The following is a 23,318-nucleotide window of genomic DNA, read 5'->3' on the forward strand; positions in this document are numbered from 1 at the left end:
CATCGGTGACTTGGTATTTACTGAACAGCGAAATTGCTTTGCGTTCACGTGTGAGATGCGATATAAAACCTTATCGAAATTTGGCCGACGATCAGGTTTTGCGCTTTCGTTTTTTTGGCGCCCCCTTCCCTCTACCTCTCTTCGATACCGCTGGCGCGCCTGTAATCCAGGCCGCTTTGTTATATCTTGTTACAAGGAATACTCCCATGGCTACGGGAACTGTAAAATGGTTCAACACCACCAAAGGCTACGGCTTCATCCAGCCGGATGATGGCAGCAAGGACGTGTTCGTCCACGCCACGGCTGTTGAAAGCGCGGGCATGGCCGCCCTCAATGAAGGCCAACGCATTTCCTACGAGGAAGCGCGCGACGCCAAGAGCGGCAAATTCTCCGCGACCAACCTGCAATCGGCCTGATTGACAGATTGAGATCACGCCCGCGCGGTTCGCCGCGCTGGTGCTGAGATGGAAGACCCCCCTGGCCGACGGGCCGCGGGGGTTTTTCTTTGGTGTGTAACTTTCCGTTCGTCATCCCCGCGCAGGCTGGGATCCAGAGATCGTAGGGCGAAGTCCGTGCAAAATGGCTCTTGGTTCCCGCCTGCGCGGGAACGACGAATAGAAGGGCCAAAATGAGCAAGCGCGATCCCATTTTTTCGTCATTCCGGGCGAGCGATGAGCGAGACCCGGAACCCAGACTTTTTTTTAAGCACTGGGTTCCAGATAGCCCTTCGGCTTCTGGAATGACGAAGTAAGGGATGCGTTGCGGAACTAAAACCCCGTCCCGTCCTTCCTAGCATAGCCGCCCCGTCCAGGCAGGAAAACCATGTCGATATCGGGATATTCGCCATGGTCCTCGGGGATGCGGCTGCCGACGACGAGAAACTCGGCCATTTCATCTGTGTCATTCTTCAGATGGTGGCCATCCTTCACGCCGGCAGGGAAGCCCGCGCAGTCGCCGGGCGACAGGCGCTCCTCGCCCGCATCGGTGACAAGGGTGGGGTGGCCGGAAACGACATAGACGAACTCGTCCTCCTTCGCATGCCAGTGGCGCTGGGAGGACCACACCCCCGGCTCCAGCCGTACCAGGTTGACGCCAAACTGCGTCAGGCCGAACGCATCACCCAGCGCCCGCCAGGCGCGCCGCCTTACCGGCTCATCGTGCGGGGGAGGATAGCGTGTACCGGAGACTTCCGGGATGGAGCGGGAGGGTTTGGCAAAGGGCATGAGGGCGAATCCTCGATAAATGGAACTGCCCCTTCCTATCACGCCAGCGCTTTTGCCGCCTCTTCGGACCGCCCCAGCGCATCAAGCACGGTGGCGGTGATGTGGCGGGCATTCAGGCGCGCCTCATCATACTGCTTCACCGGGCTATCATGCTCCTGGAACACGTCCGGCAGGGTCATGGTGCGGATTTTCAGCCCGGTATCGAGCACGCCCTTTTCGGCCAGCAGGTGCAGCACGAACGCGCCAAATCCGCCGCGCGCGCCTTCCTCAATGGTGATGAGGACTTCATGCTCGCGCGCGAGGCGCAGGATCAGATCCTCATCGAGCGGCTTGGCAAAGCGGGCGTCGGCCACCGTGGCCGACAGGCCATGGGCGGCAAGCTCGTCTGCGGCCTTGAGGGATTCTTCCAGACGGGTGCCGAGCGACAGGATCGCCACCGCGCTGCCCTCGCGCACGATGCGGCCCTTGCCGATCTCAAGCGCTTCAGGGTTGGCCGGAATTTCCACGCCAGTCCCCTCGCCGCGCGGATAGCGGAAGGCGCTGGGGCCGTCATCGATAAGGGCGGCCGTCTTCACCATGCGCGCCAGCTCCGCCTCGTCGGCAGCGGCCATGATGACCATGCCCGGCAGCATGCCGAGATAGCCAAGATCAAAGCTGCCCGCATGGGTGGAACCGTCCGCGCCGACCAGCCCTGCCCGGTCGATGGCAAAGCGTACGGGCAGTTTCTGGATGGCAACATCGTGGACCACGCTGTCATAGGCACGCTGCAGGAAGGTGGAATAGAGCGCGGCAAACGGCTTCATGCCCGCCGCCGCCAGCCCGGCCGCGAATGTCACCGCATGCTGCTCGGCAATGCCGACATCAAAGCAGCGATCAGGAAAGCGCGCGCCAAACTTGTCCAGCCCGGTTCCGCCGGGCATGGCCGCCGTGATGGCGACGATTGCCGGATCGGCCTCGGCCTCAGCGATCAGCGCCTCGGCAAACACGCCGGTATAGCTGGGCGCAGCCGGTTTCGACTTGGCCTGCTCGCCCGTGATGACGTTGAATTTCGACACGCCGTGATACTTGTCGGCAGCGGCCTCTGCCGGCGCATAGCCATGGCCCTTATGGGTAACGGCGTGGATCAGCACCGGCCCGTCCTGCCCGTCGCGCACATTCTTCAGAACCGCGACGAGCTGGGCCACATCATGGCCGTCAATCGGGCCGACATAGCGAAAGCCCATCTCCTCGAACATGGTGCCGCCCACAGCCATGCCGCGCATATATTCCTCGGCCCGGCGGGCAGCTTCCTCGACGCCAATCACCTTGGCGAGGCCCTTGCCGATCTTCCTCAGCGAGCGATAGCCCTTGGAAGAGACAAGGCGCGCAAAATAATGGCTCATCGCGCCGACCGGCGGGGCGATGGACATGTCGTTATCGTTCAGGATGACGATGAGATTCTTGTCGAGCGCCCCGGCATTGTTCATCGCTTCATAGGCCATGCCCGCCGACATGGAGCCATCGCCGATCACGGCGACGACATGGCGGTTTTCGCCTTTGAGATCGCTGGCAACCGAGAAGCCGAGCGCGGCGGAAATGGAGGTGGAGGCGTGAGCGGCCCCGAACGGGTCGTACTCGCTCTCGGTGCGCTTGGTGAAGCCGGAAAGCCCCCCGCCCTGGCGCAGCGTGCGGATACGGTCGCGCCGCCCGGTGAGGATTTTGTGCGGATAGCATTGATGGCCGACATCCCAGATCAGGATGTCTTTGGGTGTATCGAACACGTGATGGAGCGCCACAGTCAGCTCCACCACGCCCAGCCCTGCGCCCAGATGCCCGCCCGTTACCGATACCGCGTCAATCGTCTCCGCCCGCAGCTCGTCGGCAATCGCGCACAGCTGTGCATTGTCGAGACCTTTGAGGTCCTTCGGGGAGGCGATGCGGTCCAGATTGGGCGTCTCAGGCATAATGGCTCCAGCGTCAGTCCGGCCCTCTTGCCGGTTCCGGTGGCTCAGTGTGCGGCGATCAGGACCGCCGTTCGAGAACGAAGTCGACGCAACTCTTGAGGATATTGGCAGAACTGCCGAAGAGTGCGAGGTATTCCTTGGCCTGAGCGGCGAGATGACGCGCCCGTTCGCGCGCGCCGTCCACCCCCAGAATCGTGACAAATGTGGTTTTTCCCTGACGGGCATCCTTGTTGACCGCCTTGCCCGCAATGCTGGGCAGCCCTTCAGCGTCCAGAAGATCGTCCACGATCTGGTAGATCAGCCCCAGATCATGGGCGTAACCTTCCAGCGCGTGGCGCGCATCGCTGCTGGCTTCGGCCAGCGCCGCGCCTGCCTCCACCGAAAAACTGATCAGCGCGCCGGTCTTCATCCGGTGCAGGCGCGTCAGCACGCCGATATCATCGCCTTCGCGCGTCGGCGAGAGCATGTCGATCATCTGCCCGCCGGCCATGCCGCGCGCGCCGGAGGCCTTTGCCAGCCCCTCCACCAGCGCCAGACGGACGCTCGGGTGGGGATGGGTGTCGGCGCCGGCCATGATCTCGAAAGCCGCCGATTGCAGCGCATCACCGGCAAGGATCGCGGTTGCCTCGTCATAGGCGATGTGCACGGTCGGGCGGCCCCGGCGGACATCATCATTGTCCATGGCAGGCAGATCATCGTGGATCAGCGAATAGGCGTGAATGCATTCAATCGCGCAGCCCGCGCGCAAGAGCCCGCGCTCGTCCGCGCCCAGCATGCGCCCTGCCGCCAGCGTGAGGAAAGGCCGGATGCGCTTGCCCGGCCCCAGAGCGGCATAGCGCATGGCCGAGGCCAGGCGCGCCTCAGGCCCGTCAGCGCGCGCCAGCAGCGCATCCAGCGCCACCGTCACGCGGTCGGCAAATTCTTCAAGCTGGGCCTGAAAACTGGCCATGGTGGTCAGGTGAACTCCGGGCGCGAGGGGTCAGTGCGATGCCGGTCTAGCTGACGCCAGCGCCGTTGGCCACATCGGCGTGCTCTGGCACCTCCAGCAAGACCACATTTCCCGCACTGTCCGTCACGCCCAGCACCAGCACTTCAGAGCGCACAGGGCCGATCTGGCGCGGCGGAAAATTCACCACCGCCAGCACGCGCCGGCCCGGCAGATCTTCCACACTGTAGTGCGCGGTTATCTGCGCTGACGAGCGCTTCTCGCCTACCCCTTCGCCAAAGTCGATCCAGAGCTTGTAGGCGGGCTTTCGCGCCTCCGGGAAGGGTTCGGCGCGCGTGATCGTGCCAAGGCGGATATCAGCGGCGAAGAAATCGTCCGGGCTGATTTCACTGGCAGGCGGGTCGGAAGGACGCCGCATCAGCCGTCAAGGCCCGCAGGCTCGGTCCCCGGCTTGCCGTCCGCGCCCAGCACGATCTTGTCGACTTTCAGCTGCGCATCTTTCAGCCGCGCCTCGCAATGGGCGCGCAGCGCCGCCCCGCGCTCATACATGGCGATGGATTTCTCCAGCTCCACATCCCCGCGCTCAAGCTGCTGGACAATGTCCTCCAGCTCTTTCAGCGCAGCTTCAAAGCTCAGCTTGGCAATATCGGCAGGGGTTGAGTTGGTCATGGCGCGAGAGTGACAACTGGCGCGCCGCGCGTCCAGTGGCGAGATGAGCCTCAGCCCTGCGGCAAGGCCAGCCCGTCCACCCCGACCGAGCGCAAGGTCCGGTCAGCGCCGGTCTTCAGCCGCACATAGTCGGCGGGCGTCAGGCCGGTCAGGGCGCGAAACTCGCGGATGGCATGCGGCTGATCGGCAAAGGGGATGGGAATGTCGGGGGCGGTATCGGCCTCCCACGGCGCGGGGTGCAGCTGGCGTATCATCCGGTCCACCCGCAAGGCCCGCTGATAGCGCTTGGGCGCAACCCCGCTGAGCGCCTCAAACACGCGGCGGAACTGACGCTCGGACAGCCCCGCCGCGTCCGCCGCCTTGCGTACCGCGCCGCCCGCCTCCTCGGCGAGTATCCCGGTAACGCCGGGCCAGTCGAAGGAGACGGGCGCAGCGCCGGCAAACACTACCTCCAGCACCGGAATGATGCGCGCCATCCACTCCATGAACGGCTCGCCCTCACGCGGATCAACCGCGGCGGCAAGCGCCGGTGCCAAAGCATCAAGCCCCTCCACCCGGTTCAGCCAGCGCGTTGCAGGGCCGCGCATGACGGCGCGAAACCCGGCTGGCGTCAGTCCGAACGCAAAGCAGGTGACGTGGGCGGCAGCATATCCGTAGCCCCAGTCATGGCGCGGACCCCACAGCGCGATGCGCGGCAGGCGCTGCCACGCCTCCCCGTCGCCGCGTTCGCGTATCCAGTACGGGTCGGCCAGCATGATCTGGACGGAGGTGCGCACATCCGGCAGCAGACGCACCGCCCGGCCATCCACGCGCTCATCGCGATGGACAAAGCCCGACACGAACGGCGCAAGCCCGGTTGGCGGCGGCTGGATATCCAGCTGACCGGGCTGCGCCGTCATGGCCGATTTCTTCAAGCGCGCAGGTGCAACCGGGTTAGACTGGCGGAACATAATTTGCGGGGACCCATTGTGACCGTTCTGACCAGACTTTCTGATACACGCACCCGCGCCATCCTGCTATCGGCCGCCATAATCGCGGGCCTTGTCTTTACCGCTGTCAGCGGAGGATTCCTGCGCCCTCATCTGACGGCGGACTGGATCCTCTCAACGCCCTATATGCGCTCGGCGCTGATCTCCCTTGTAGATGCGGGTGTCCTGTTCGCGCTCGTCTGGCTGGCGGCATGGACGCATCCGGGGCGCATCGCCGCCATAACCGGCCTTGGCGCGTCGCCGATACGGCCACTGATGTGGGCAGGCGCGGTATTCCTGCCTGCACTCATCATCTGCGTGGCGCTGGTGTCGCTCTCCGACGCGTCCGGCCCGGCAGACTATGGCTGGCTGGTCATTGGCGGACCGGTGATCGAAGAGATTGTCTATCGCGGCCTTGCCGTCGGCGTGCTGGTGCGTCTGGCAGGTTGGCACTGGCTGCCTGCGGTCATCCTGCCCGGCATCGTCTTCGGGCTGGTCCATGCGGGGGCCGGCACCGATCCGATGGAAATCGCCGGTATCGTGGCCATCACCGGGCTTGGCGGATTGCTGTTCGGCTGGCTGTTCGTGCGCTGGGGCTTCAATCTGTGGCCCGCCATCCTGCTCCATGTCGGGCTGAACGGCCTGTGGACGGCCTTTGCGCTCGGCGAGAACGCCATTGGCGACCTGTTTGCCAATGGCGTGCGGGTCGGCACGGTGATTCTGGCTATAGGGCTGACCTTCGTGCTGGCACCAAAGCCCAGACGGGAAGACTAGCCGCGCCCTTTGATCTCATATCTGCGCCAGGACCAGTAATCGTCCCCACCATCGCGCACGCAGACATAGCCATGGCGTTTCAGCACCGGGCGCAGCATGCGGTTGAACCAGCCATGGGCGAACAGGGCCACATCGCCGTGCTGGGCTGCCTCGATGAGGATGGCGGCGGCTTCCTCGGCGCGGGTTTCGGCTTGCGCGCGGGTTTCCTTGCCACGCGCCATGCCAAGCCACCAGGTGCAGCGCGCATAGACGCCCCAGGTGCGCGCCTTGAACCGGCCGGGAATGGGCGGCGGCGGCAGCGGCGCTTCGATAAAGACCGAGTTCTGCGTGATCTCACGCGTACCAACGCAAGCCTGCGCGGTTTCAATCGCGCGGATCAGGGTGGAGGCATAGACCGAATGGGCTTTTCCAGCGGCCTCGCACAGCGCCTTGGGCGCGCTCTGACCTTCTTTCAGGCCCGCAAGGTCATAATCGGCCCACCATTTCTCATAGCCGCGCCAGTCCAGCACCATACGGCGGTCCGCATCGGGTTCACCGTGTCGGGCAATGATGATGGAACCGGGCAGGCGTGTGACAACGGGCTGGGTCATGGCTTTTCGGGGGATCGAAGCGGACAATATCTGTCAGGCGCTGGTCCCCGTCAGGCCGCCTGCAGCGCGCCAATAAAAGCCGCAACCGACCGTTCAAGCGCCGGGCAGTCGTATCCGCCCTCAAGCACGCAGACAAGCCGGGAGTTGGCGCTTTCCTGCGCAAGCCCGGCCAGAGCCGTGCCCGCACGGGCGAAATCGCCATCGTCCAGCGCCAGCCCGGCAAGCGGATCGTCCTTGTGCGCATCAAATCCGGCAGAGACCAGCAGCAGTTCGGGCTGGAAGGCGCGCACCGCCTCGATCAGCTCGTCCAGCGCCGGATGCCAGGTATCGCCAGCCGCGCCCGCAGGCAGCGGACGATTGGCGATATTGCCGTGCCGGCCCGTCTCATGGGCTGCGCCGGTGCCGGGATAAATCCAGCCCTGATGAACGGAGGCGAAGAACAGGCGCGGCTCGCGCTCAGCTGTGGCCTGCGTGCCATTGCCGTGATGCACATCGATATCGATGACGGCGACGCGGGAAAGCCCTCGCGCGTCCAGCGCGTGCAGCGCGCCGACAGCAATCTGGTTGAACAGGCAAAAACCCATGGCCCGGTCCGGCTCGGCATGGTGGCCGGGCGGACGGCAGCCGACGAACACCGCCTCGGCCTCACCGTCCAGCACCGCATCCACGCCGTCTATCACCGCGCCGCAGGCATGCAGCGCCGCGTTGAGTGAACCGGCGCTCATCCAGGTGTCGGCATCCAGCGAAACATGACCCTCAGCCGGACTGGCCGCGAAAACCTGATCGATATGGGCGCCATGGTGTACGCGCGAGAGCGCATCCCGGCCTGCAGCCGCACGGACCTCGCGGCGTTCAAGCCCTTCAAGGCTGGCAAGGGCGCCCGTGACGGCTTCCAGCCGGGCCACCCGTTCAGGATGGCCCTCTGGCGTGATGTGATCAGCCCCGGTGGGCGAGGTGATGGCGAGCGTTTTCATGGGGCAAGGCTATCTGGCCCTGCCCCTGCCCGGCAAGCGGCTCACGCGGCGCTAGAGATGAGCGCCGCTGCCATTGACCGCCTTCGGGGCGGCGGCGTGGGCCGATACCATGGAAGGCAGCATGTAGAAGCCCGGCTCGAACTCGGCATAGTTGCAGGTGATTTCCTCACCGGCCGCTATGTCGCGGATCGCATAGCCGAACACCGAGTCCCGGAAATCGGTATTGGGCTGAAGCGAGTGGTTCATGTGCCGGCCATTATCTGCGTCCAGCACCAGCATCCCGGCCTCTTTGGGGTGCGGATAGGTATAGCGCTCGACAAAGCGGCGGATGCTTTCGGGAAGATTGGGCAGTTCAGCCTCGCCAATCAGCCGGTCAAAACCCGGCTCAAAGCGGTAGATGAGCTGTCCCTTGCGGATCGGTTCAGCCGCAAAAACCCCAACGCCTTCAATGGCGCTGGGACCGACAAAGGTGTCGATGAGTAACATGGTGCAAGAACGCCAGAACGCGCCCGTGCGTCGACGCGGGCGGGTAAAGGGGCACGGGGAGACTCAAGCCCCGTGCAGAGTGCGACGCTCCAGCGCCTATGATGCGCGAACTGGAAAAAAATCAAGCGGGATTTTCGAGGCCGACCCGCCTACAGCGCGGCGCGGATCTTCGCCGCGAGCGCTTCCAGCTCAGCCGGAGCGGCCATTTGCGCCTTGCCATGCCCGGCAATCTCCTCGCCTTCGCGGCGCGGAATGATGTGGAAATGGATGTGGAAGACTGTCTGTCCGGCGGGTGCGCCGTTGAACTGGGCCACGAACACGCCGTCCGGCTCCAGAGCGCGCCGCACGGCTGCGGCGACCGTCTTCACCGCCAGAATGGATTTTTCCGCCGCTTCCTCGGACAGTTCGAACAGATTGCGCGCGGGCTCTTTCGGGATCACCAGCACATGGCCCGGCGCCTGCGGAAAGACATCCATGATCGCCAGCGTGTGCGCGTCCTCATGCACTTTGATGGCGGGGGCGTCACCGCGCAGGATTTTCGCGAAAATATTCTGGTTGTCATAACGGCCATCAAGGCTCATGGCGGGTCTCCTGCTTGTCTTGCATGTGCTCGTACCCGATGGAGCGGATCCTCGAAAGCGTTGACTTGAGGGAGTCCACGAAATCACCCTCGACAGGGCCATCGGGGTCGTAACCCAGCTCCTCGGGGGTGAAGGGCTCGCGCCCTCCGGGGCGCCAGACATGGCCGCAATCAACGCATTGCCGACGCTTTGACGGCACCGGAAACCCCGTCAGCGTCACCGCAAAATTCGTCAGAATTGTGAGCAGCCAGTTGGTCCGGGGATGACTTTCCCCACCGCAGACAGGGCAGTCCGGTTCAGCGTCGCGCTCCTCATCGTCAGCCGTTTGCTCAATTGTTTTCCGTTCAGTCGCCCTACGGTCGATCACCTCCAGATAAGCGCGTGCAGCCTGCAGGTCAGCCTCCGCAACATAAATGGGGAAGCCTCCCAGCGCGAAATGATAGGCAGGGTTCATCTGCGCGAGATGCTCATTGCCCATGAACGCGTAAATCCCCTGCCCGTTCAGCGCCGCAACCATGGTGGTTGCAGCATTGAAGCTCAAAGGATTGGCCAGCCGGACAAAGCTCATACCCCCGATTTAAACGGCCCCTCAGCATCAAGAGAAGCGATTTCTGCCAGCACCGCCTGCCGCTCGCGGCTCAGATAGCGGTCAATGGCGGTGGCAAGCCCCTGATGGGTGAGGAAATGGGAAGAGCCGACCGCTTGCGGGCGGTAGCCGCGCGCCAGCTTGTGATGGCCCTGCGCGCCCGCCTCCACACGGTTCAGGCCATGCGCAATCGCGTAGTCGATGGCCTGATGGTAGCAGAGTTCGAAATGCAGGCTGTCCTGGCCCTCCAGACAGCCCCAATAGCGCCCGTAGAGCGCGTCCGATCCGATGAAGTTCAGCGCCGAGGCAATCCACTGCCCGTCCCGGCGCGCCATCACCATCAGAACATGCTGCGCCATGCGCTCATGGATCAGCTGGAAGAATTCGCGGTTGAGATAGGGCGTGCCCCATTTGCGCGCGCCGGTGTCCTGGTAGCAGGCAAAGAACACGTCCCAGTGCTCTTGCGTCAGCTCCGCGCCGGAAAGCTGGACAATCTCCAGCCCGGCCTGCGCCGCCTCGCGCTCCTTCCTCAGCGCCTTGCGCTTGCGTGAGGCGAGATCGCCCAGAAAATCATCGTAAGAGCCGTAGCCGCGGTTGTTCCAGATGAACTGGATGTCGAGGCGTTCGCTAAGGCCCGATGCGGCGAGTTCCGCGCGCTCTGACGCATCAGGGAACAGCACATGCCATCCGGAAGCATTCCACTGCCCGGCGACAGACTTTGCTGCGCCTGCCAGCGCCCGGCGGATGCCTTCATCTGCCGCCAGCACGCGCCGCCCTGTCACCGGCGTGAACGGCACGGCGGTGACCAGCTTGGGATAGTATTCTCCCCCTGCCCGGTGCAGCGCATCAGCCCAGGCATGGTCGAACACGTATTCGCCATAGGAATGGGTCTTCACGTAGAGCGGCAGCACGCCAACAATTCCGCCCGCCCCATCTTCGGCGATCAGATGGCGCGGTATCCAGCCCGTCTCCTCGCTGACGCAGCCTGACGCTTCCAGCGCTTGAAGAAAATCCCAGCTCAGGAACGGATCGAACGTCTGTCCGTCAGGATTGGCGATGGCGTCCCACGCCTCGCTGTTGATCTCTGCCAGCCCTTCGCTCATGCGCACGCTGATTTCAGACATTCATGCGTCTCAATACTTGCAGTGGGAGGGCGAACGGGCTTGTCTCTCGCGCTCATATAGAGCGGCAACGCAACAAGTTGGAGGAGACATCTGTCATGGGCGCAAGGCTGTCAGGAAAAGTCGCATTTGTAACGGGTGGTTCGCGCGGGATCGGCGCAGCCATCTGTCAGGCGTTTGCCGATGAGGGCGCCACCGTGGTGCTGACCTATGGCGGATCAAAGGACAAGGCCGAGGCGGTCGCCGCCGCGATCAACGCAAAGGGCGGCAAGGCAGAGGCCGTCGGCTGCGACGCGCGCAAACAGGGCGAAACTGCCCGCGTGATGAGCGCGGCGGCGGAAAAACACGGCCGGCTCGACATTCTGGTCAACAATGCCGGCATCGCGCGCGAAGTGACCCTGCGCAAGATGAGCGATGAGGACTGGAACGATGTGATGGCGGTCAATGTCACCGCGCCGTTCGAAGCCATCCGCCTTGCCGCAAACATCATGGAGCCGGGCGGCTCGATCATCACGGTCGGGTCCATTCTGGGCGACCGCGCGCCCTCGCCCGGTCTTGGCTCCTACTGTGCGTCGAAGGCCGCCGTGCAGCTTCTCACCAAGGCTGCTGCACGCGAACTGGGCCGCAAGGGGCTTCGCGCCAATGTCATCCAGCCCGGCCCCATCGATACCGACATGAACCCGGCAGACGGCGAGACCGCCGACCTGCAGCGCATGATGGTGCCGCTGGGCCGCTATGGTAAAGCCGATGAAATCGCGAGTGTCGCGGTGTTCCTTGCCAGCGATGAGGCCAGCTTCGTCACCGGCACCACGATTGATGTCGCAGGCGGCCTGACCGCCTGAACCCAGCCGGAGCATTCCCAGCGCCATGATCTTCCTGCACCCGGCATTGCTGCCAAAAGGGCCGCTCATGGCGCTGGATCCCGGCACGCGCACGATTGGCGTGGCGGCGTGCAATTCAGACCGCACGCTGGTCAGCCCGATTGAAACGATCGAGCGCACGAAATTCTCCGAGGATGCGGCGCGCATCTTCAAGCTTTACGACGAGCGTGCCTGCAAGGGGCTGATTATCGGCCTGCCCCTGCACATGGATGGCGGGGACGGGCGGCGCGCGCAGTCTGCCCGCTCGCTTGCCACCAACCTGTTACGCCTGCGCGACCTGCCCATCGCCTATCAGGATGAGCGCCTGTCCACCTTCGAGGCGGGTGAGACCCTCTCCGAAGCGGGCATACCGATTCACCGCCACAAGGAGATGATCGACGCGGAAGCCGCCGCCGTGATCCTCGAAGACGCGCTTCTTCGCATTGCCGAAGGCGTGCCTGAAGCATGAGTCCGGTCGTCATCGCGCTCTTTCCGGTGTTTGGCGTTATCGCGCTGGGCTGGGTCTTGCGCCGGTCCGGGCTGGTGGCCGCGCCTTTGTGGGGCGGGATTAACAAGCTCTCCTATCAGGCGCTGATGCCCGCCTTCCTCTTTATCACGATCAGCCGGGCAGACTATGCATCCGTGCCTGCGGGCAGCTTCATGCTCGCGGCGGCGGGCGGGTTTCTGGCCATGGGCATCATCATGCTCGCCTTCCGCCTCCTGCCCATGCCGGGGCCGGTCTATACCAGCCTCTTTCAGGGCGGGGTGCGCTGGAACGGCTTTGTGCTGCTGGCGCTGGCACCGGCCGCCTTTGGTGAGGAAGGCGCAGCGCTTGCAGCGCTGGCCTTCGCACCGACCGTGCCGCTGGTCAATGTGATGTGCGTGGCGGTGATGACGGTGTGGGGCAAGAGCGATCACCCGCCCAACCTGAAACGCGTGGGCCTGCGCATCATCACCAACCCGATCATTATCGGCTGTCTGGCGGGCCTTGCCGCGAATGTGGCCGGTGTGTTTCAGAGCGGCCCGGTCGCCGACACGCTGGACCTGGCAGGGCGCGCCTCCCTGCCGCTCATTCTTCTGACCATCGGGGCGGGGCTGGACTTTACGTCCTTGCGCGCCCGTCCGGGCATTATCTCGCTCTCGGTCACGGCCAAGCTCCTGATTGCGCCTGCGGTCTTCTACGCGCTGGGCATTCTGCTGGGCGTAGAGGGTGTGGCGCTGGCCGTGCTGGTCGGCATTGGCGCAACGCCCGGCGCAGCCGCCGCCTATGTGCTGGCGCGTGAGATGGGCGGGGATGCGGAAATGATGGCAGGCCACGTCACCGCCACCACCCTGCTTGCCGCCATCACCATGCCCATCTGGATAGCGATTTCCGCACTATGACCCTGCACATACTCGCCGTCTTCTTTCCTGCCTTCGTGCTGGTCGCCCTGGGTTACGGCTTGCGGCGCTGGCAGATCATTCCTGACGGCCAGTGGCGCGGCATCAACCTCTTGAATTACCGGGTACTCCTGCCCTGCATATTGTTCGTCACGATAGCGCGCGCAGACCTGACGCAGGCCGGCGCCCTGCCCGTCATTGCGCTGTCAGCAGGCGGGATACTGCTGGCGCTCATCCTGTCGCTCGGCGTGGCAAAAGTGCTGAAAGCCAGCGCGCGCGAGACGGCCGCGCTGGTGGCAGTGTGCTGCGTGTGGAACGTGGTCCTGTTCTTCACCCTGGCTGACCGGCTGCAGGGCGCAGCCTCCACGCAATGGACCGGCACCATCGCAGCGCCAGCGCTGGTGCTGGCGACGATCATCATCGTCATGGCCTTTGCCGGCACGCGCGATGGCGGCATGCGAAAGGCGCTGCCTGCGCTGGTGAGAGACCCGGTCCTGATCGCCTGCCTGCTTGCCGTCGCCATCGCGCTGATCTGGCCGCTATTGCCGCCCCTGATGACGGCAGAAGCGGTGGAGACGCTCCTCTCCCCGCTGGATCTGGCCGGTTATGGCTCGCTGGCACTGGTACTCATCTGCATGGGGGCGGGGCTGGACTTTGCCGCCCTCAAAGGACGCATCCGCCTGCTGTGCAGCGCGGCGGCAATACGGTCGGTTGTGATCCCGCTTTTCGTGCTCATGGCCGCAGGCGTGCTGGGTATAAACGGCAATGCGGAAACCCTGCTGGTGCTGGCCACGGGCGGGCCGTCAGCAGCCTTTGTCTATGCGGTGGCGACCGAGTTCGAGGGCGAAACAGGGCTGACGGCAGGCATGATAACGCTCACGGTTCTGGCCAGCGCGATTGCCCTGCCCATCCTCACCGCGCTGACGCTTCTGGGCTGACGCCTATTGCCGGGCGGCCCGCACACCACTATACCGCGCAACCGCATGAGCGGCGGAGTGTTGAATGGGACAGGGTGAATACAGCTACACCTTCCCCCATCGCGGACTGATAGCGGCGTCCGCTCTCAACCGCGTTGATCTGGAACTCATTTTCGACAGCGCCCGCGCGCATCTCACCCGCAACCGGACCGAGGACAAGAAGCACCCCAGCCTTAAAGGGCTGACGGTGATCAATCTGTTCTTCGAGGCGTCCACGCGCACGCTCGCCAGTTTCGAGATCGCCGCCAAGCGCCTTGGCGCGGATGTCGTGAACTTCTCTGCTGGCAATGCCTCGCTGAAAAAGGGCGAAACGCTCGCCGACACTGCAAACACGCTGGCGGCCATGCAGCCCGACCTGCTGGTGGTGCGCCACCAGAGCCCCGGCGCGGCAGACTTCTTCCAGCGCACGACGGGCATCTCCACTATCAATGCCGGAGACGGCGCGAACGAGCATCCCACGCAAGCCCTGCTGGACCTGTTCACGTTAAGCGAGCACCTCGGAGACGTGGGCGGCAAGCGCATCGCGATTGTCGGCGATATTCTCCATTCCCGCGTCGCGCGTTCCAATGTCGCCCTGCTCTCGCTGATGAATGCCGATATCCGCCTGTGCGGCCCGGCCAGCCTGTTGCCTGCTGATGCCGACCGCTGGGGTGCATCTGTGTTTCACTCGGTCGAGGCCGCCATTGAGGGCTGTGACGCGGTAATGGTGCTGCGCCTGCAGCGCGAACGCATGAGCTCCGGCCTGATCCCGTCTGCACGCGAATACGCGGCGATCTACGGCCTCGACCATGCCCGCCTGTCGCTGGCCAATCAGGACTGCATCGTCATGCATCCCGGGCCGATGAACCGGGGCATCGAAATCACATCCGCGCTGGCCGACGACAAGGGAGTTTCCGTCATCCTCGATCAGGTGGAGGCAGGCGTCGCCGTGCGCATGGCGGTGCTGGAACTGCTCGCGGGGCGCGGCATGCAGGAGATGATGCCATGAGCGGTGGTATCTTCATCACTGGCGCGCGCCTTATCGACCCGGCATCGGGGCGCGACTTGGAAGGCGATCTGCGCGTCGAACGCGGTGTGATCGATGCTATCGGCCCCGGCCTCTCACCCGAGGCAGGCGATCAGATTATCGAGGCGGATGGTGCGGTGCTCAGCCCCGCCCTCATCGATATAGGCGCGCGCGCCAGCGAGCCCGGACGATCCGGCATTGAAAATCTCGATATCACCATCCGCGCGGCCGCCGCGGCCGGCGTGGGCACGCTGGTCCTGTCCTCATCCAGCGGGGCGGGCCTTACCCGGCCTGAAGATATTGAGTGGATCGGCTTTCGCGCCCTGCACGCGCCGGTGCGCCTCTTGGGCGCGGCGCGCACGCACACACAAGCTAGCGAGATGGCTGAAATCGGCCTGATGCTGCGCGCAGGCGCGCCGCTGGTCTCCGATGGCGGTGATCTGATCGCCGATACCCGCTTCCTGCGCAATCTTTTGAGCTATGCCAGCGCGTTTGACGCCTGGGTGGGACTGACGGCTGAGGACATGCATCTGTCTGCCGGCACGGTGGCCCATGAAAGCGCGATGGCGGTGCGCCTCGGCCTCTCCGCGCGTCCGGGCATTTCCCAGCGCCTTGGCGTGGAACGCCTCGCGGCACTCGCCGAGCTGACGGGCGCGCGTATCCTCTTTGAACGCCTGACGACCGCTGACGGCCTCGATGCGATGAAGACCGCCCGCAAGCGCGGGCTGGATGTCGCTGCCAGCGCGCCGCTCACTCATTTGCTCTTCAACGAAGTGGATATGGGCGGGCTGGACCCGGCCTACCGGCTCGACCCGCCTCTGCGCAGTGAAGCCGACCGGCAGGCGCTGCTGGCCGCCATCGCGGCCGGATTGATCGACGTGATCGTCTCTGACCACACACCCGTCGCGCTGGAAGCCAAGGCCAATCCTTTCTCGGATGCCGCGCCGGGTTCTGCCAATCTCGAAGCGCTGATCCCGGTGCTGTGCACACTCGACGCTGACGGCCAGCTACCGCTGATGGCGGGTCTCAAAGCCCTCACCAGCAATCCGGCCGAATTGCTGGGCCTGCCGCAAGGGCGGCTGGAGGAAGGCGCGCCCGCCGATCTGGTGCTGTTTGCACCGGACATGCCCAATGTTTACGGCAAGGACGGGCTGGAAAGCCCCGCGCCATCCGCCTTCTCGGGCCGCCGCCTACAGGGCCGCGTCTTGCTGAGCGTCGTTGACGGGGCCATGGTGTACGCCCGGCCCGGATTTGCGGAGTAAGCCTTTTGCCAGCCGAACTCTTTCTGATCCTCGCTGCCATTGGCGGCTATCTGCTCGGCTCCATCCCCTTTGGCCTGGTGCTGGTAAAGCTTGCTGGCCTTGGCGATATCCGCACCGTCGGCTCTGGCAATATCGGCGCGACGAACGTGCTGCGGACAGGCCGCAAGGATCTCGCGCTCGCCACTCTGGTGCTCGATAGCGGCAAGGCAGGCATCGCCGCGCTGATCTTCACCTTCGCCGTCTCGCCCACCGCGGGCCTGATCGCAGGCGGCGCGGCCTTTCTCGGCCATTGCTTCCCGGTCTGGCTGGGCTTCAAGGGCGGCAAGGGCGTGGCCACCTTCCTTGGCGTGCTGCTGGCCGTACTGTGGCCGGTCGGCCTGCTGGTCTGCGCGACATGGCTCGGCATGGCGCTGGTATTCCGGATTTCATCCTTGAGCGCGCTGACCGCCTCCGCCGTCGCGCCTGTACTGGCGCTGGCCTTCATGCGGCCTGATGTGGCGCTGCTGGCGCTGTTCCTCGCAGGCCTGCTGTGGTGGCGGCACAAGGAGAATATCGCGCGCCTCGTTCGCGGTGAAGAACCGCGCATCGGGGCGAAGAAGGCGTGAAGCGCACGCCGCTCAGCCCCGCCGGGCGCACTGCCTGGCTGAGACTGGCGCGCACGCGCGGGGTTGGCCCCGTCACCTTCAACGAGCTCATCAAGCGCTTCAAGACCGCCGAAGCGGCGCTCGATGCCCTGCCCGCGCTGGCAAAGAAGGGCGGGCGCTCGACTGCGCTCGTGCCTGCCTCGCGCGATGAGGCCGAAGCCGAGCAGGACTGGCTGGACCGGATCGGCGCGCGGCTTTCATGTGCGTGCGAGCCGGATTTTCCTGCAGGACTCGCCGTCCTCGATCCGCCGCCACCGGTCATAACCACGCTGGGTCCGCTGGACCTCACCGATCGCACCGCCTGCGCCATTGTCGGGGCGCGCAGCGCGTCGGGCGTGGGCTTGCGTTTTGCCGGTGATCTGGCACGCGGGCTAGGCGAGCACGGCGTTATTGTCGTCTCCGGCCTGGCGCGCGGCATAGACGGTGCGGCCCATGCGGCAACGATAAACACCGGCACCGTGGCCGTGCTCGCTGGCGGGCTGACCAGCATCTACCCGCCCGAACACCGCGATCTGCACGCGGCAATCGCTGAGCAGGGCCTGCTGGTCAGCGAATCTCCGCCAGGCTACTCTCCGCAGGCGCGCGACTTTCCGCGCCGCAACCGGCTCATCTCCGGGCTGTCCATGGGCGTTATCATCGTGGAGGCCGCCGAACGCTCCGGTTCGCTCATCACGGCGCGCTATGCGCTCGAACAGGGCCGCGAGGTGATGGCCGTCCCCGGTTCCCCGCTCGATCCGCGCGCCAAGGGCACCAACCGGCTCCTGCGCGAGGGCGCAGCCCTGATCGAAAGCGCCGATGATGTCATCACCATTCTCTCCGGCCTGCGCCGGGACAATGTGCAAGAGCGCGAGCGTAGCGATTACGAGGACGAACCCTTGCTGGACACAGATGACAATGGCGCCACCGACGCCGTTCGCGAACGCATTGCCGCCCTGCTTTCACCTGCGCCTATCTCGCGCGACGAGCTTGTGCGCCTGTCCGGTGCGCCTGCCCGCGTGGTAGCGGCAGCCCTGGTTGAGCTGGAACTGGCCGGACGCTGCGAGGTGGACCCCGGCGGAATGGTGCGCCTAGCCTGCTGATGCGATCCGGCCGCTCCCGCCTGCATCCTTCTCTGACAGAACGGCGTCGAGCGCGCGGTCTATTGCCAGTTTTGACTGTTCCAGTTCGGCAGCGTCAGCCAGAGCGGCCATCGACCGCAGCAGGTCAATCAGATAGTCGGCAACCAGATTTGACGAAGCACCGGCAGGCAAGTCTGTTGGGTCGTTTTTCATCGGAGGGGAACCCGCTCAATCTGCTGACCATCCAGTTAGCGGAAAATTGCTTAACGTGCAATTTATAACAAACACATCTTTAACGTGCATCTCGCAGCGGCGATATCCGGCCATGTTGACTTGCGCCGGAACCACCCCCACTTTCGCGCGCCGGGCGGCCAGCCCCACCCCTCATGCAAAGGGCATTTAGCATTCCATGACTGTCGTCGTCGTTGAGTCGCCTGCCAAGGCCAAGACCATCAACAAATATCTGGGCAAGGATTTCGTCGTCCTGGCCAGTTTCGGCCATGTGCGTGACCTGCCCGCCAAGGACGGCTCGGTGCGGCCCGATGAAGACTTCGCGATGGAGTGGGAGATCGATTCCCGGTCGGCCCCCAAGGTGAAGGCCATCGCCGACGCCCTCAAAGATCACGACACGCTGGTTCTGGCCACTGACCCGGATCGCGAGGGTGAAGCCATCTCCTGGCATTTGCTCGAAGCGCTGACCAAGCGGCGGGCGCTGAAAGACAAGACGGTCAAGCGCGTCGCCTTCAACGCCATCACCAAGAGCGCCGTGCAGGATGCCCTCGCCCATCCGCGTGATGTGGATATGGAGCTGGTGGAAGCCTATCTTGCCCGCCGCGCGCTCGACTATCTGGTCGGCTTTACGCTCTCGCCGGTGCTGTGGCGCAAGCTGCCCGGCGCGCGCTCTGCAGGCCGCGTCCAGTCGGTGGCGCTGCGCCTGATTACCGAGCGCGAAGGCGAGATCGAACGCTTCACACCGCAGGAATACTGGTCCATCGAGGCTGATGTCCGCGCCGATGGCTCCGATGCGTTCCGCGCGCGCCTCTCCCAGTTTGACGGCAAGAAGATCACGCGTCTGAGCATTGGCGATGAACAGACTGCGCGCGCCGCCGAGGCGGCGGTAAAGGCGGCGAGCTTTACGGTTGCGGCGGTCGAAGCCAAGCCCACAAAGCGCAACCCGCCCGCCCCCTTCACCACCTCCACCCTGCAGCAGGAAGCCTCGCGCAAGCTGGGCTTTGACGCCCAGCGCACCATGCGCGTCGCCCAACGCCTGTATGAAGGTATCGATATTGGCGGCGAGACCACCGGCCTCATCACCTATATGCGTACCGACGGCGTTTCGATGGATGGCAGTGCCATCCATCAGGCCCGCAAGGCCATTGGCGAGCGCTATGGCGAGGAATACGTGCCGGACGTGCCGCGCGCCTATTCCTCCAAGGCCAAGAACGCGCAGGAAGCCCACGAGGCGATCCGCCCGACCAGCTTCCTGCGTCATCCCTCCTCGCTGCGTCTGGAAGCCGATCAGGCCCGTCTCTACGAGCTGATCTGGAAGCGCGCCGTCGCCAGTCAGATGGAAAGCGCGCGGCTGGAGCGCACCACGATCGATCTGGAAGCCGACGGAGGCAAGCTGGCCCTGCGCGCCACCGGCTCTGTGGTCACGTTTGACGGCTTCTTTGCGCTCTATCGCGAGGGCCTCGACGATGATGCCGACGAGGACGGCGAAGCACGCCTGCCTGCGGTGAAACAGGGCGCCTCTGCCAAGGCCGATCAGACCTTCACCGAGCAGCACTTCACCCAGCCGCCGCCGCGCTATACCGAGGCGACGCTGGTCAAGAAAATGGAAGAGCTGGGCATTGGCCGGCCCTCCACCTACGCCTCCGTCCTCTCGGTGCTGCGCGACCGCGATTATGTGCGCATGGAAGACAAGCGCTTCGTCCCCGAAGACAAGGGCCGGGTCGTCATCGCCTTCCTGGAAAACTTCTTCACCCGATACGTCGAGTACGACTTCACGGCGGATTTGGAAGACCAGCTCGACAAGGTGTCCGCCGGCGAGATGCCCTACAAGGAGCTGCTGCGCCAGTTCTGGGAACATTTCTCGGCCAATGTCGAAGGCATTGCGGACCTACGCGTCGGTCAGGTGATCGATGCGATGAATATCGCGCTGGCCCCGCTGATCTTCCCGGCTCGCGAGGACGGCAAGGATGCGCGGCTCTGCCCGTCCTGTAATGTCGGCACGCTGTCGCTGCGGCTCGGCAAGCATGGCGCATTTGTGGGCTGCTCCAACTATCCTGACTGCCGCTTCACCCGCCCGCTGGGGGGCAATGGCGAGGGGCAATCGGCGATCGAGGGTGACGGCGAGATCGGCCTGCATCCCGAACACGGCCAGATGATCTATCTCAAAGACGGGCGCTTCGGACCCTATCTGGAGATGAAGCTGGAGGGCGAAGACAAGCCGCGCCGCTCCTCCCTGCCCAAGGGCTGGGATCCGGCTTCCATCAATCTGGAAAAGGCGGTCATGCTGATCGACCTGCCGCGCCAGGTCGGCCCGCACCCGGATGATGGCGAGATGATCGAGGCCGGGCTTGGCCGCTATGGCCCCTTCGTCAAGCACGGTAAGACCTACGCCAACCTGCCTTCCATCGATGAGGTTTTCGAGATCGGCATCAACCGCGCCGTCACTCTGATCGAGGACAAAAGGGCCAATGGCGGGCGCGGACGCGCCAGCGCCGAACCGCTAAAAGAGCTGGGTGAACACCCTGATGGCGGCCCCATACAGGTCATGGCCGGGCGCTATGGCCCGTATGTGAAATGGGCCAAAGTCAACGCCACCCTGCCCAAGGATGTGACGCCAGAGACCGTGACGCTGGAACAGGCAGTGGAACTGATCAACGCCAAGGCCGGTTCTGCCAAAAGCAAGCGCAAGGCGCCGGCGAAGAAGAAGACCGCAGCGGCCAAAAAGCCGGCCACGAAAAAGAAAACCGCCACGAAGGCGAAAGCAGGAAGCAAGTGACCCAGTCCCACGATCCTTTCAGGGATGGCGGATTTACCAGGGAAGCCGTGCTCGAAGCGATCCGGCTGGGCGAAGGCCGCTTCACCAAGCGCGAGATCGCAAGGTCTCTGGCCTTGCGCGGTGATGCGAAGATAGCCCTGAAATCCGCGCTCAAAGTGCTGGAGTCTGAAGGGGCGATCACGCGCACAGGACAGAAATCCTACACGATACGCGGCGGCCTGCCGCCGGTGACCGTGGTTGAGATCGTCGACCGGGATGTCGATGGCGAGATGCTGTGCCGGGCCGTGCGCGCCGACGGCGACAGTCCCGTCATCCGGCTGGCGCCCGGTCAGGGCAAGGGCGGCAGGCGCGAAAGCGCGCTGGGCATTGGCGACAAGTTTCTGGCGCGCCTGGAAAAGGACGGCGATGAATACTACGCCACCGTCATGCGCACGCTCGGCCAGTCTGCGCACCGCATTTTGTGCGTCTATCGAGAGACGGGGCGCGGGGGCGCGCGGCTGGTGCCGGTGGACCGGCGCACCAAGCACGAGCTGATCCCCGCAAAGGGCGAAGGCACGGGCGCGAAGGACGGCGACCTCGTTATGGTGCGTCTCGCCTCCGAACGCGCGCATGGACTTAAAACCGGGGCTATCGAGGAAGTCATCGGCAGCGCGGACAGCCCGCGCGCCGGTTCCATCATCGCGCTGGCCGAGCATGGCATTCCGCAAGGCTTTGGCGATGCTGAAGAAAAAGAAGTGCGGGCCATCAAGCCGGTCACGGCCAGGGACCGCGAAGACCTCACCGACATCCCCCTCATCACCATCGACCCGGCCGACGCCAAGGACCATGACGACGCCGTCTGGGCCGCGCCCGATGATGATCCGGCCAACAAGGACGGCTGGGTGGTGATCGTCGCCATCGCAGATGTCGCCGCCTATGTTCAGGGCGGTTCAGCGCTGGACAAGGGCGCGAGGAAGCGCGGCGTATCGGTCTATCTGCCCGACCGGGTGGTGCCGATGCTGCCTGAGCGCCTGTCCAACGATCTATGTTCGCTACGGGAGGGCGAGAACCGCCCTTGCCTTGCCGTGCGCATGGTGTTCGACAGGAAAGGCAACAAGCGCGCCCACCGCTTCCTGCGAGGCTGGATGCGCTCTGCAGCCAAGCTCTCCTATGAGGAGGCACAGGCTGCCATAGACGGCAAAGGCACGGGCAAGGCCGAGACGCTAAAAAAACACGTGCTCGAACCGCTCTGGGGTGCCTATGCAGCCTTGCAAAAGGCGCGCGCCGTGCGCGAGCCGCTGGAAATCGATGCCCCCGAACGCAAGGTGCGCATTGGCGAGGATGGCTCGGTGATCGCGGTGGAGCGGCGCGAACGCTTCGACGCCCACAAGCTGATCGAAGAAATGATGATCCAGGCCAATGTGGCTGCCGCAGAAGCACTGGAAGCCGCCCGCACGCCCCTCATCTACCGGGTCCATGACGAGCCGGGCACCGAGAAGATCGAGGCACTGGCTGACTTCCTGCCGACCGTGGGGCTTAGCTGGGCGCGCGGCGAGCGCCTGACGACGAAACGCTTCAATCAGGTGCTGGAGCGGGCAAAGGGCGGGCCGCACTACGAGACGGTCAACGAGGTGGTGCTGCGCAGCCAGTCACAGGCCATCTATGACACGCGCAATCTGGGCCATTTCGGGCTGAATCTGGAAAAATACGCGCACTTCACCTCGCCAATCCGGCGCTATGCCGATTTGACCGTCCACCGTGCCCTGATCCACGCGTTCAAGCTGGGCCGGGACGGCACAAGCGACGAGGAGCGCGCCTCCCTGCAGGTCATCGCCGAGGAAACCACCTCCAACGAGCGCCGCGCCATGGCCGCCGAGCGCGACGCGACCGACCGATTCATCGCAGGCTTCCTCGCTGACCGGGTCGGCGCGGAATTTGAAGGACGCATTACCGGCGTCACGCGCTTTGGCGCCTTCATCCGCCTGAGCGAAACAGGCGCAGACGCGCTCTGCCCGGTATCGCGTCTGGGCCGGGAATATTTCCGTCACGATCCGTCCGCGCACGCGCTGATCGGCGAGAATACCGGCGCGACCTACCGGCTGGGCATGAATGTCAATGTGCGGCTTAGCGAAGCAACACCCGTGACTGGCGGCTTGCTGGTGGACATACTGACCCCGCCAGAACCGGGCAGAAAACCGATGGGGCGCCGCAAGGGCGGACGTCCTCCGGCGGGCCGGGACCGAGGCAACAAGGCCAGACGGCGGCGGTAGAGACGACAAGAACA

General features: G+C 64.6%; 25 protein-coding genes. 12 read left to right on the top strand and 13 right to left on the bottom strand.

Annotation, left to right across the window (positions count from 1 at the left end):
• Nucleotides 1-206 precede the first annotated feature (206 nt).
• Nucleotides 207-416: a cold-shock protein gene (locus AB6B38_RS05065; protein ID WP_371394687.1), complete on the top strand. Its 210-nt coding sequence runs from the start codon at nt 207-209 to the stop codon at nt 414-416.
• Nucleotides 417-767: 351 nt separating this feature from the next.
• Here AB6B38_RS05065 and AB6B38_RS05070 read toward each other — a convergent pair whose 3' ends face one another.
• The 6 genes from AB6B38_RS05070 to AB6B38_RS05095 are packed head-to-tail and all read right to left on the bottom strand — an operon-like array spanning nt 768 to nt 5,680.
• Nucleotides 768-1,223 (bottom strand): cupin domain-containing protein, encoded by a 456-nt coding sequence (locus AB6B38_RS05070; protein WP_371394688.1) that lies wholly within the window; start codon nt 1,221-1,223, stop codon nt 768-770.
• A 38-nt stretch (nt 1,224-1,261) separates the two neighbouring features.
• Entirely contained in the window at nt 1,262-3,166 is a 1,905-nt protein-coding gene (gene dxs, locus AB6B38_RS05075) for a 1-deoxy-D-xylulose-5-phosphate synthase (RefSeq protein WP_371394689.1), read from the bottom strand.
• Between the two features lie 58 nt (nt 3,167-3,224).
• A complete protein-coding gene (locus AB6B38_RS05080) occupies nt 3,225-4,115 on the bottom strand; it encodes a polyprenyl synthetase family protein (protein WP_371394690.1) in 891 nt (296 codons plus the stop codon).
• A 46-nt stretch (nt 4,116-4,161) separates the two neighbouring features.
• Complete coding sequence (locus AB6B38_RS05085; protein ID WP_371394691.1) at nt 4,162-4,530, bottom strand: tRNA-binding protein; 369 nt, start codon at nt 4,528-4,530, stop codon at nt 4,162-4,164.
• Entirely contained in the window at nt 4,530-4,781 is a 252-nt protein-coding gene (locus tag AB6B38_RS05090; RefSeq protein ID WP_371394692.1) for an exodeoxyribonuclease VII small subunit, read from the bottom strand. Before AB6B38_RS05090 ends, AB6B38_RS05085 begins: the two co-directional genes overlap by 1 nt.
• 50 nt (nt 4,782-4,831) lie before the next feature.
• Nucleotides 4,832-5,680, bottom strand: a complete 849-nt coding sequence (locus AB6B38_RS05095; protein ID WP_371394693.1) for a helix-turn-helix domain-containing protein — start codon at nt 5,678-5,680, stop codon at nt 4,832-4,834.
• 69 nt (nt 5,681-5,749) lie between these two features.
• Between AB6B38_RS05095 and AB6B38_RS05100 the strand changes: the two genes are divergently transcribed.
• A complete protein-coding gene (locus AB6B38_RS05100) occupies nt 5,750-6,523 on the top strand; it encodes a type II CAAX prenyl endopeptidase Rce1 family protein (RefSeq protein WP_371394694.1) in 774 nt (257 codons plus the stop codon).
• Here AB6B38_RS05100 and AB6B38_RS05105 read toward each other — a convergent pair.
• From AB6B38_RS05105 to AB6B38_RS05130, 6 genes are all read right to left on the bottom strand, one after another.
• The gene (locus AB6B38_RS05105; protein WP_371394695.1) at nt 6,520-7,113 is read right to left on the bottom strand and encodes a histidine phosphatase family protein; all 594 of its coding nucleotides are present in this window, start codon (nt 7,111-7,113) and stop codon (nt 6,520-6,522) included. The genes AB6B38_RS05100 and AB6B38_RS05105 overlap by 4 nt on opposite strands.
• Before the next feature lie 50 nt (nt 7,114-7,163).
• Entirely contained in the window at nt 7,164-8,087 is a 924-nt protein-coding gene (locus AB6B38_RS05110; protein ID WP_371394696.1) for a histone deacetylase family protein, read from the bottom strand.
• A gap of 51 nt (nt 8,088-8,138) precedes the next feature.
• The gene (locus tag AB6B38_RS05115) at nt 8,139-8,573 is read right to left on the bottom strand and encodes an SET domain-containing protein (RefSeq protein ID WP_371394697.1); all 435 of its coding nucleotides are present in this window, start codon (nt 8,571-8,573) and stop codon (nt 8,139-8,141) included.
• A gap of 149 nt (nt 8,574-8,722) precedes the next feature.
• Nucleotides 8,723-9,154 (bottom strand): HIT family protein, encoded by a 432-nt coding sequence (locus tag AB6B38_RS05120; RefSeq protein WP_371394698.1) that lies wholly within the window; start codon nt 9,152-9,154, stop codon nt 8,723-8,725.
• Nucleotides 9,144-9,722, bottom strand: coding sequence for a hypothetical protein (locus tag AB6B38_RS05125; protein ID WP_371394699.1), 579 nt, complete (start codon nt 9,720-9,722; stop codon nt 9,144-9,146). The genes AB6B38_RS05120 and AB6B38_RS05125 overlap by 11 nt, the downstream gene beginning before the upstream one ends.
• Complete coding sequence (locus tag AB6B38_RS05130) at nt 9,719-10,864, bottom strand: GNAT family N-acetyltransferase (RefSeq protein ID WP_371394700.1); 1,146 nt, start codon at nt 10,862-10,864, stop codon at nt 9,719-9,721. Before AB6B38_RS05130 ends, AB6B38_RS05125 begins: the two co-directional genes overlap by 4 nt.
• A gap of 95 nt (nt 10,865-10,959) precedes the next feature.
• Here AB6B38_RS05130 and AB6B38_RS05135 point away from each other — a divergent pair, with 95 nt between their 5' ends.
• The 8 genes from AB6B38_RS05135 (at nt 10,960) to dprA (ending at nt 18,069) form a co-directional block, all read left to right on the top strand.
• Entirely contained in the window at nt 10,960-11,703 is a 744-nt protein-coding gene (locus tag AB6B38_RS05135; RefSeq protein WP_371394701.1) for an SDR family NAD(P)-dependent oxidoreductase, read from the top strand.
• 25 nt (nt 11,704-11,728) lie between these two features.
• Complete coding sequence (ruvX, locus tag AB6B38_RS05140) at nt 11,729-12,190, top strand: Holliday junction resolvase RuvX (protein WP_127566559.1); 462 nt, start codon at nt 11,729-11,731, stop codon at nt 12,188-12,190.
• On the top strand, nt 12,187-13,104 hold the full coding sequence (locus tag AB6B38_RS05145) for an AEC family transporter (protein ID WP_371394702.1): 918 nt from the start codon (nt 12,187-12,189) through the stop codon (nt 13,102-13,104). Before ruvX ends, AB6B38_RS05145 begins: the two co-directional genes overlap by 4 nt.
• On the top strand, nt 13,101-14,039 hold the full coding sequence (locus tag AB6B38_RS05150; RefSeq protein ID WP_371394703.1) for an AEC family transporter: 939 nt from the start codon (nt 13,101-13,103) through the stop codon (nt 14,037-14,039). The genes AB6B38_RS05145 and AB6B38_RS05150 overlap by 4 nt, the downstream gene beginning before the upstream one ends.
• A 64-nt stretch (nt 14,040-14,103) precedes the next feature.
• Nucleotides 14,104-15,066, top strand: coding sequence for an aspartate carbamoyltransferase catalytic subunit (locus tag AB6B38_RS05155; protein ID WP_371394704.1), 963 nt, complete (start codon nt 14,104-14,106; stop codon nt 15,064-15,066).
• Nucleotides 15,063-16,346, top strand: coding sequence for a dihydroorotase family protein (locus tag AB6B38_RS05160; protein WP_371394705.1), 1,284 nt, complete (start codon nt 15,063-15,065; stop codon nt 16,344-16,346). Before AB6B38_RS05155 ends, AB6B38_RS05160 begins: the two co-directional genes overlap by 4 nt.
• Nucleotides 16,334-16,951 (top strand): glycerol-3-phosphate 1-O-acyltransferase PlsY, encoded by a 618-nt coding sequence (gene plsY / locus AB6B38_RS05165; RefSeq protein ID WP_371395074.1) that lies wholly within the window; start codon nt 16,334-16,336, stop codon nt 16,949-16,951. The genes AB6B38_RS05160 and plsY overlap by 13 nt, the downstream gene beginning before the upstream one ends.
• Nucleotides 16,948-18,069: a DNA-processing protein DprA gene (dprA, locus tag AB6B38_RS05170; RefSeq protein ID WP_371394706.1), complete on the top strand. Its 1,122-nt coding sequence runs from the start codon at nt 16,948-16,950 to the stop codon at nt 18,067-18,069. Before plsY ends, dprA begins: the two co-directional genes overlap by 4 nt.
• On the opposite strand, the gene AB6B38_RS05175 is transcribed toward dprA, so the two are convergent.
• Entirely contained in the window at nt 18,058-18,261 is a 204-nt protein-coding gene (locus AB6B38_RS05175) for a hypothetical protein (protein WP_371394707.1), read from the bottom strand. The genes dprA and AB6B38_RS05175 overlap by 12 nt on opposite strands.
• Before the next feature lie 196 nt (nt 18,262-18,457).
• On the opposite strand from AB6B38_RS05175, the gene topA reads away from it, so the two are divergent.
• The gene (topA, locus tag AB6B38_RS05180; protein WP_371394708.1) at nt 18,458-21,055 is read left to right on the top strand and encodes a type I DNA topoisomerase; all 2,598 of its coding nucleotides are present in this window, start codon (nt 18,458-18,460) and stop codon (nt 21,053-21,055) included.
• Complete coding sequence (rnr, locus tag AB6B38_RS05185) at nt 21,052-23,304, top strand: ribonuclease R (RefSeq protein WP_371394709.1); 2,253 nt, start codon at nt 21,052-21,054, stop codon at nt 23,302-23,304. The genes topA and rnr overlap by 4 nt, the downstream gene beginning before the upstream one ends.
• The last annotated feature ends 14 nt before the right edge of the window (nt 23,305-23,318 follow it).

It is taken from the genome of Glycocaulis abyssi, assembly GCF_041429775.1.
GTDB lineage: Bacteria > Pseudomonadota > Alphaproteobacteria > Caulobacterales > Maricaulaceae > Glycocaulis > Glycocaulis abyssi.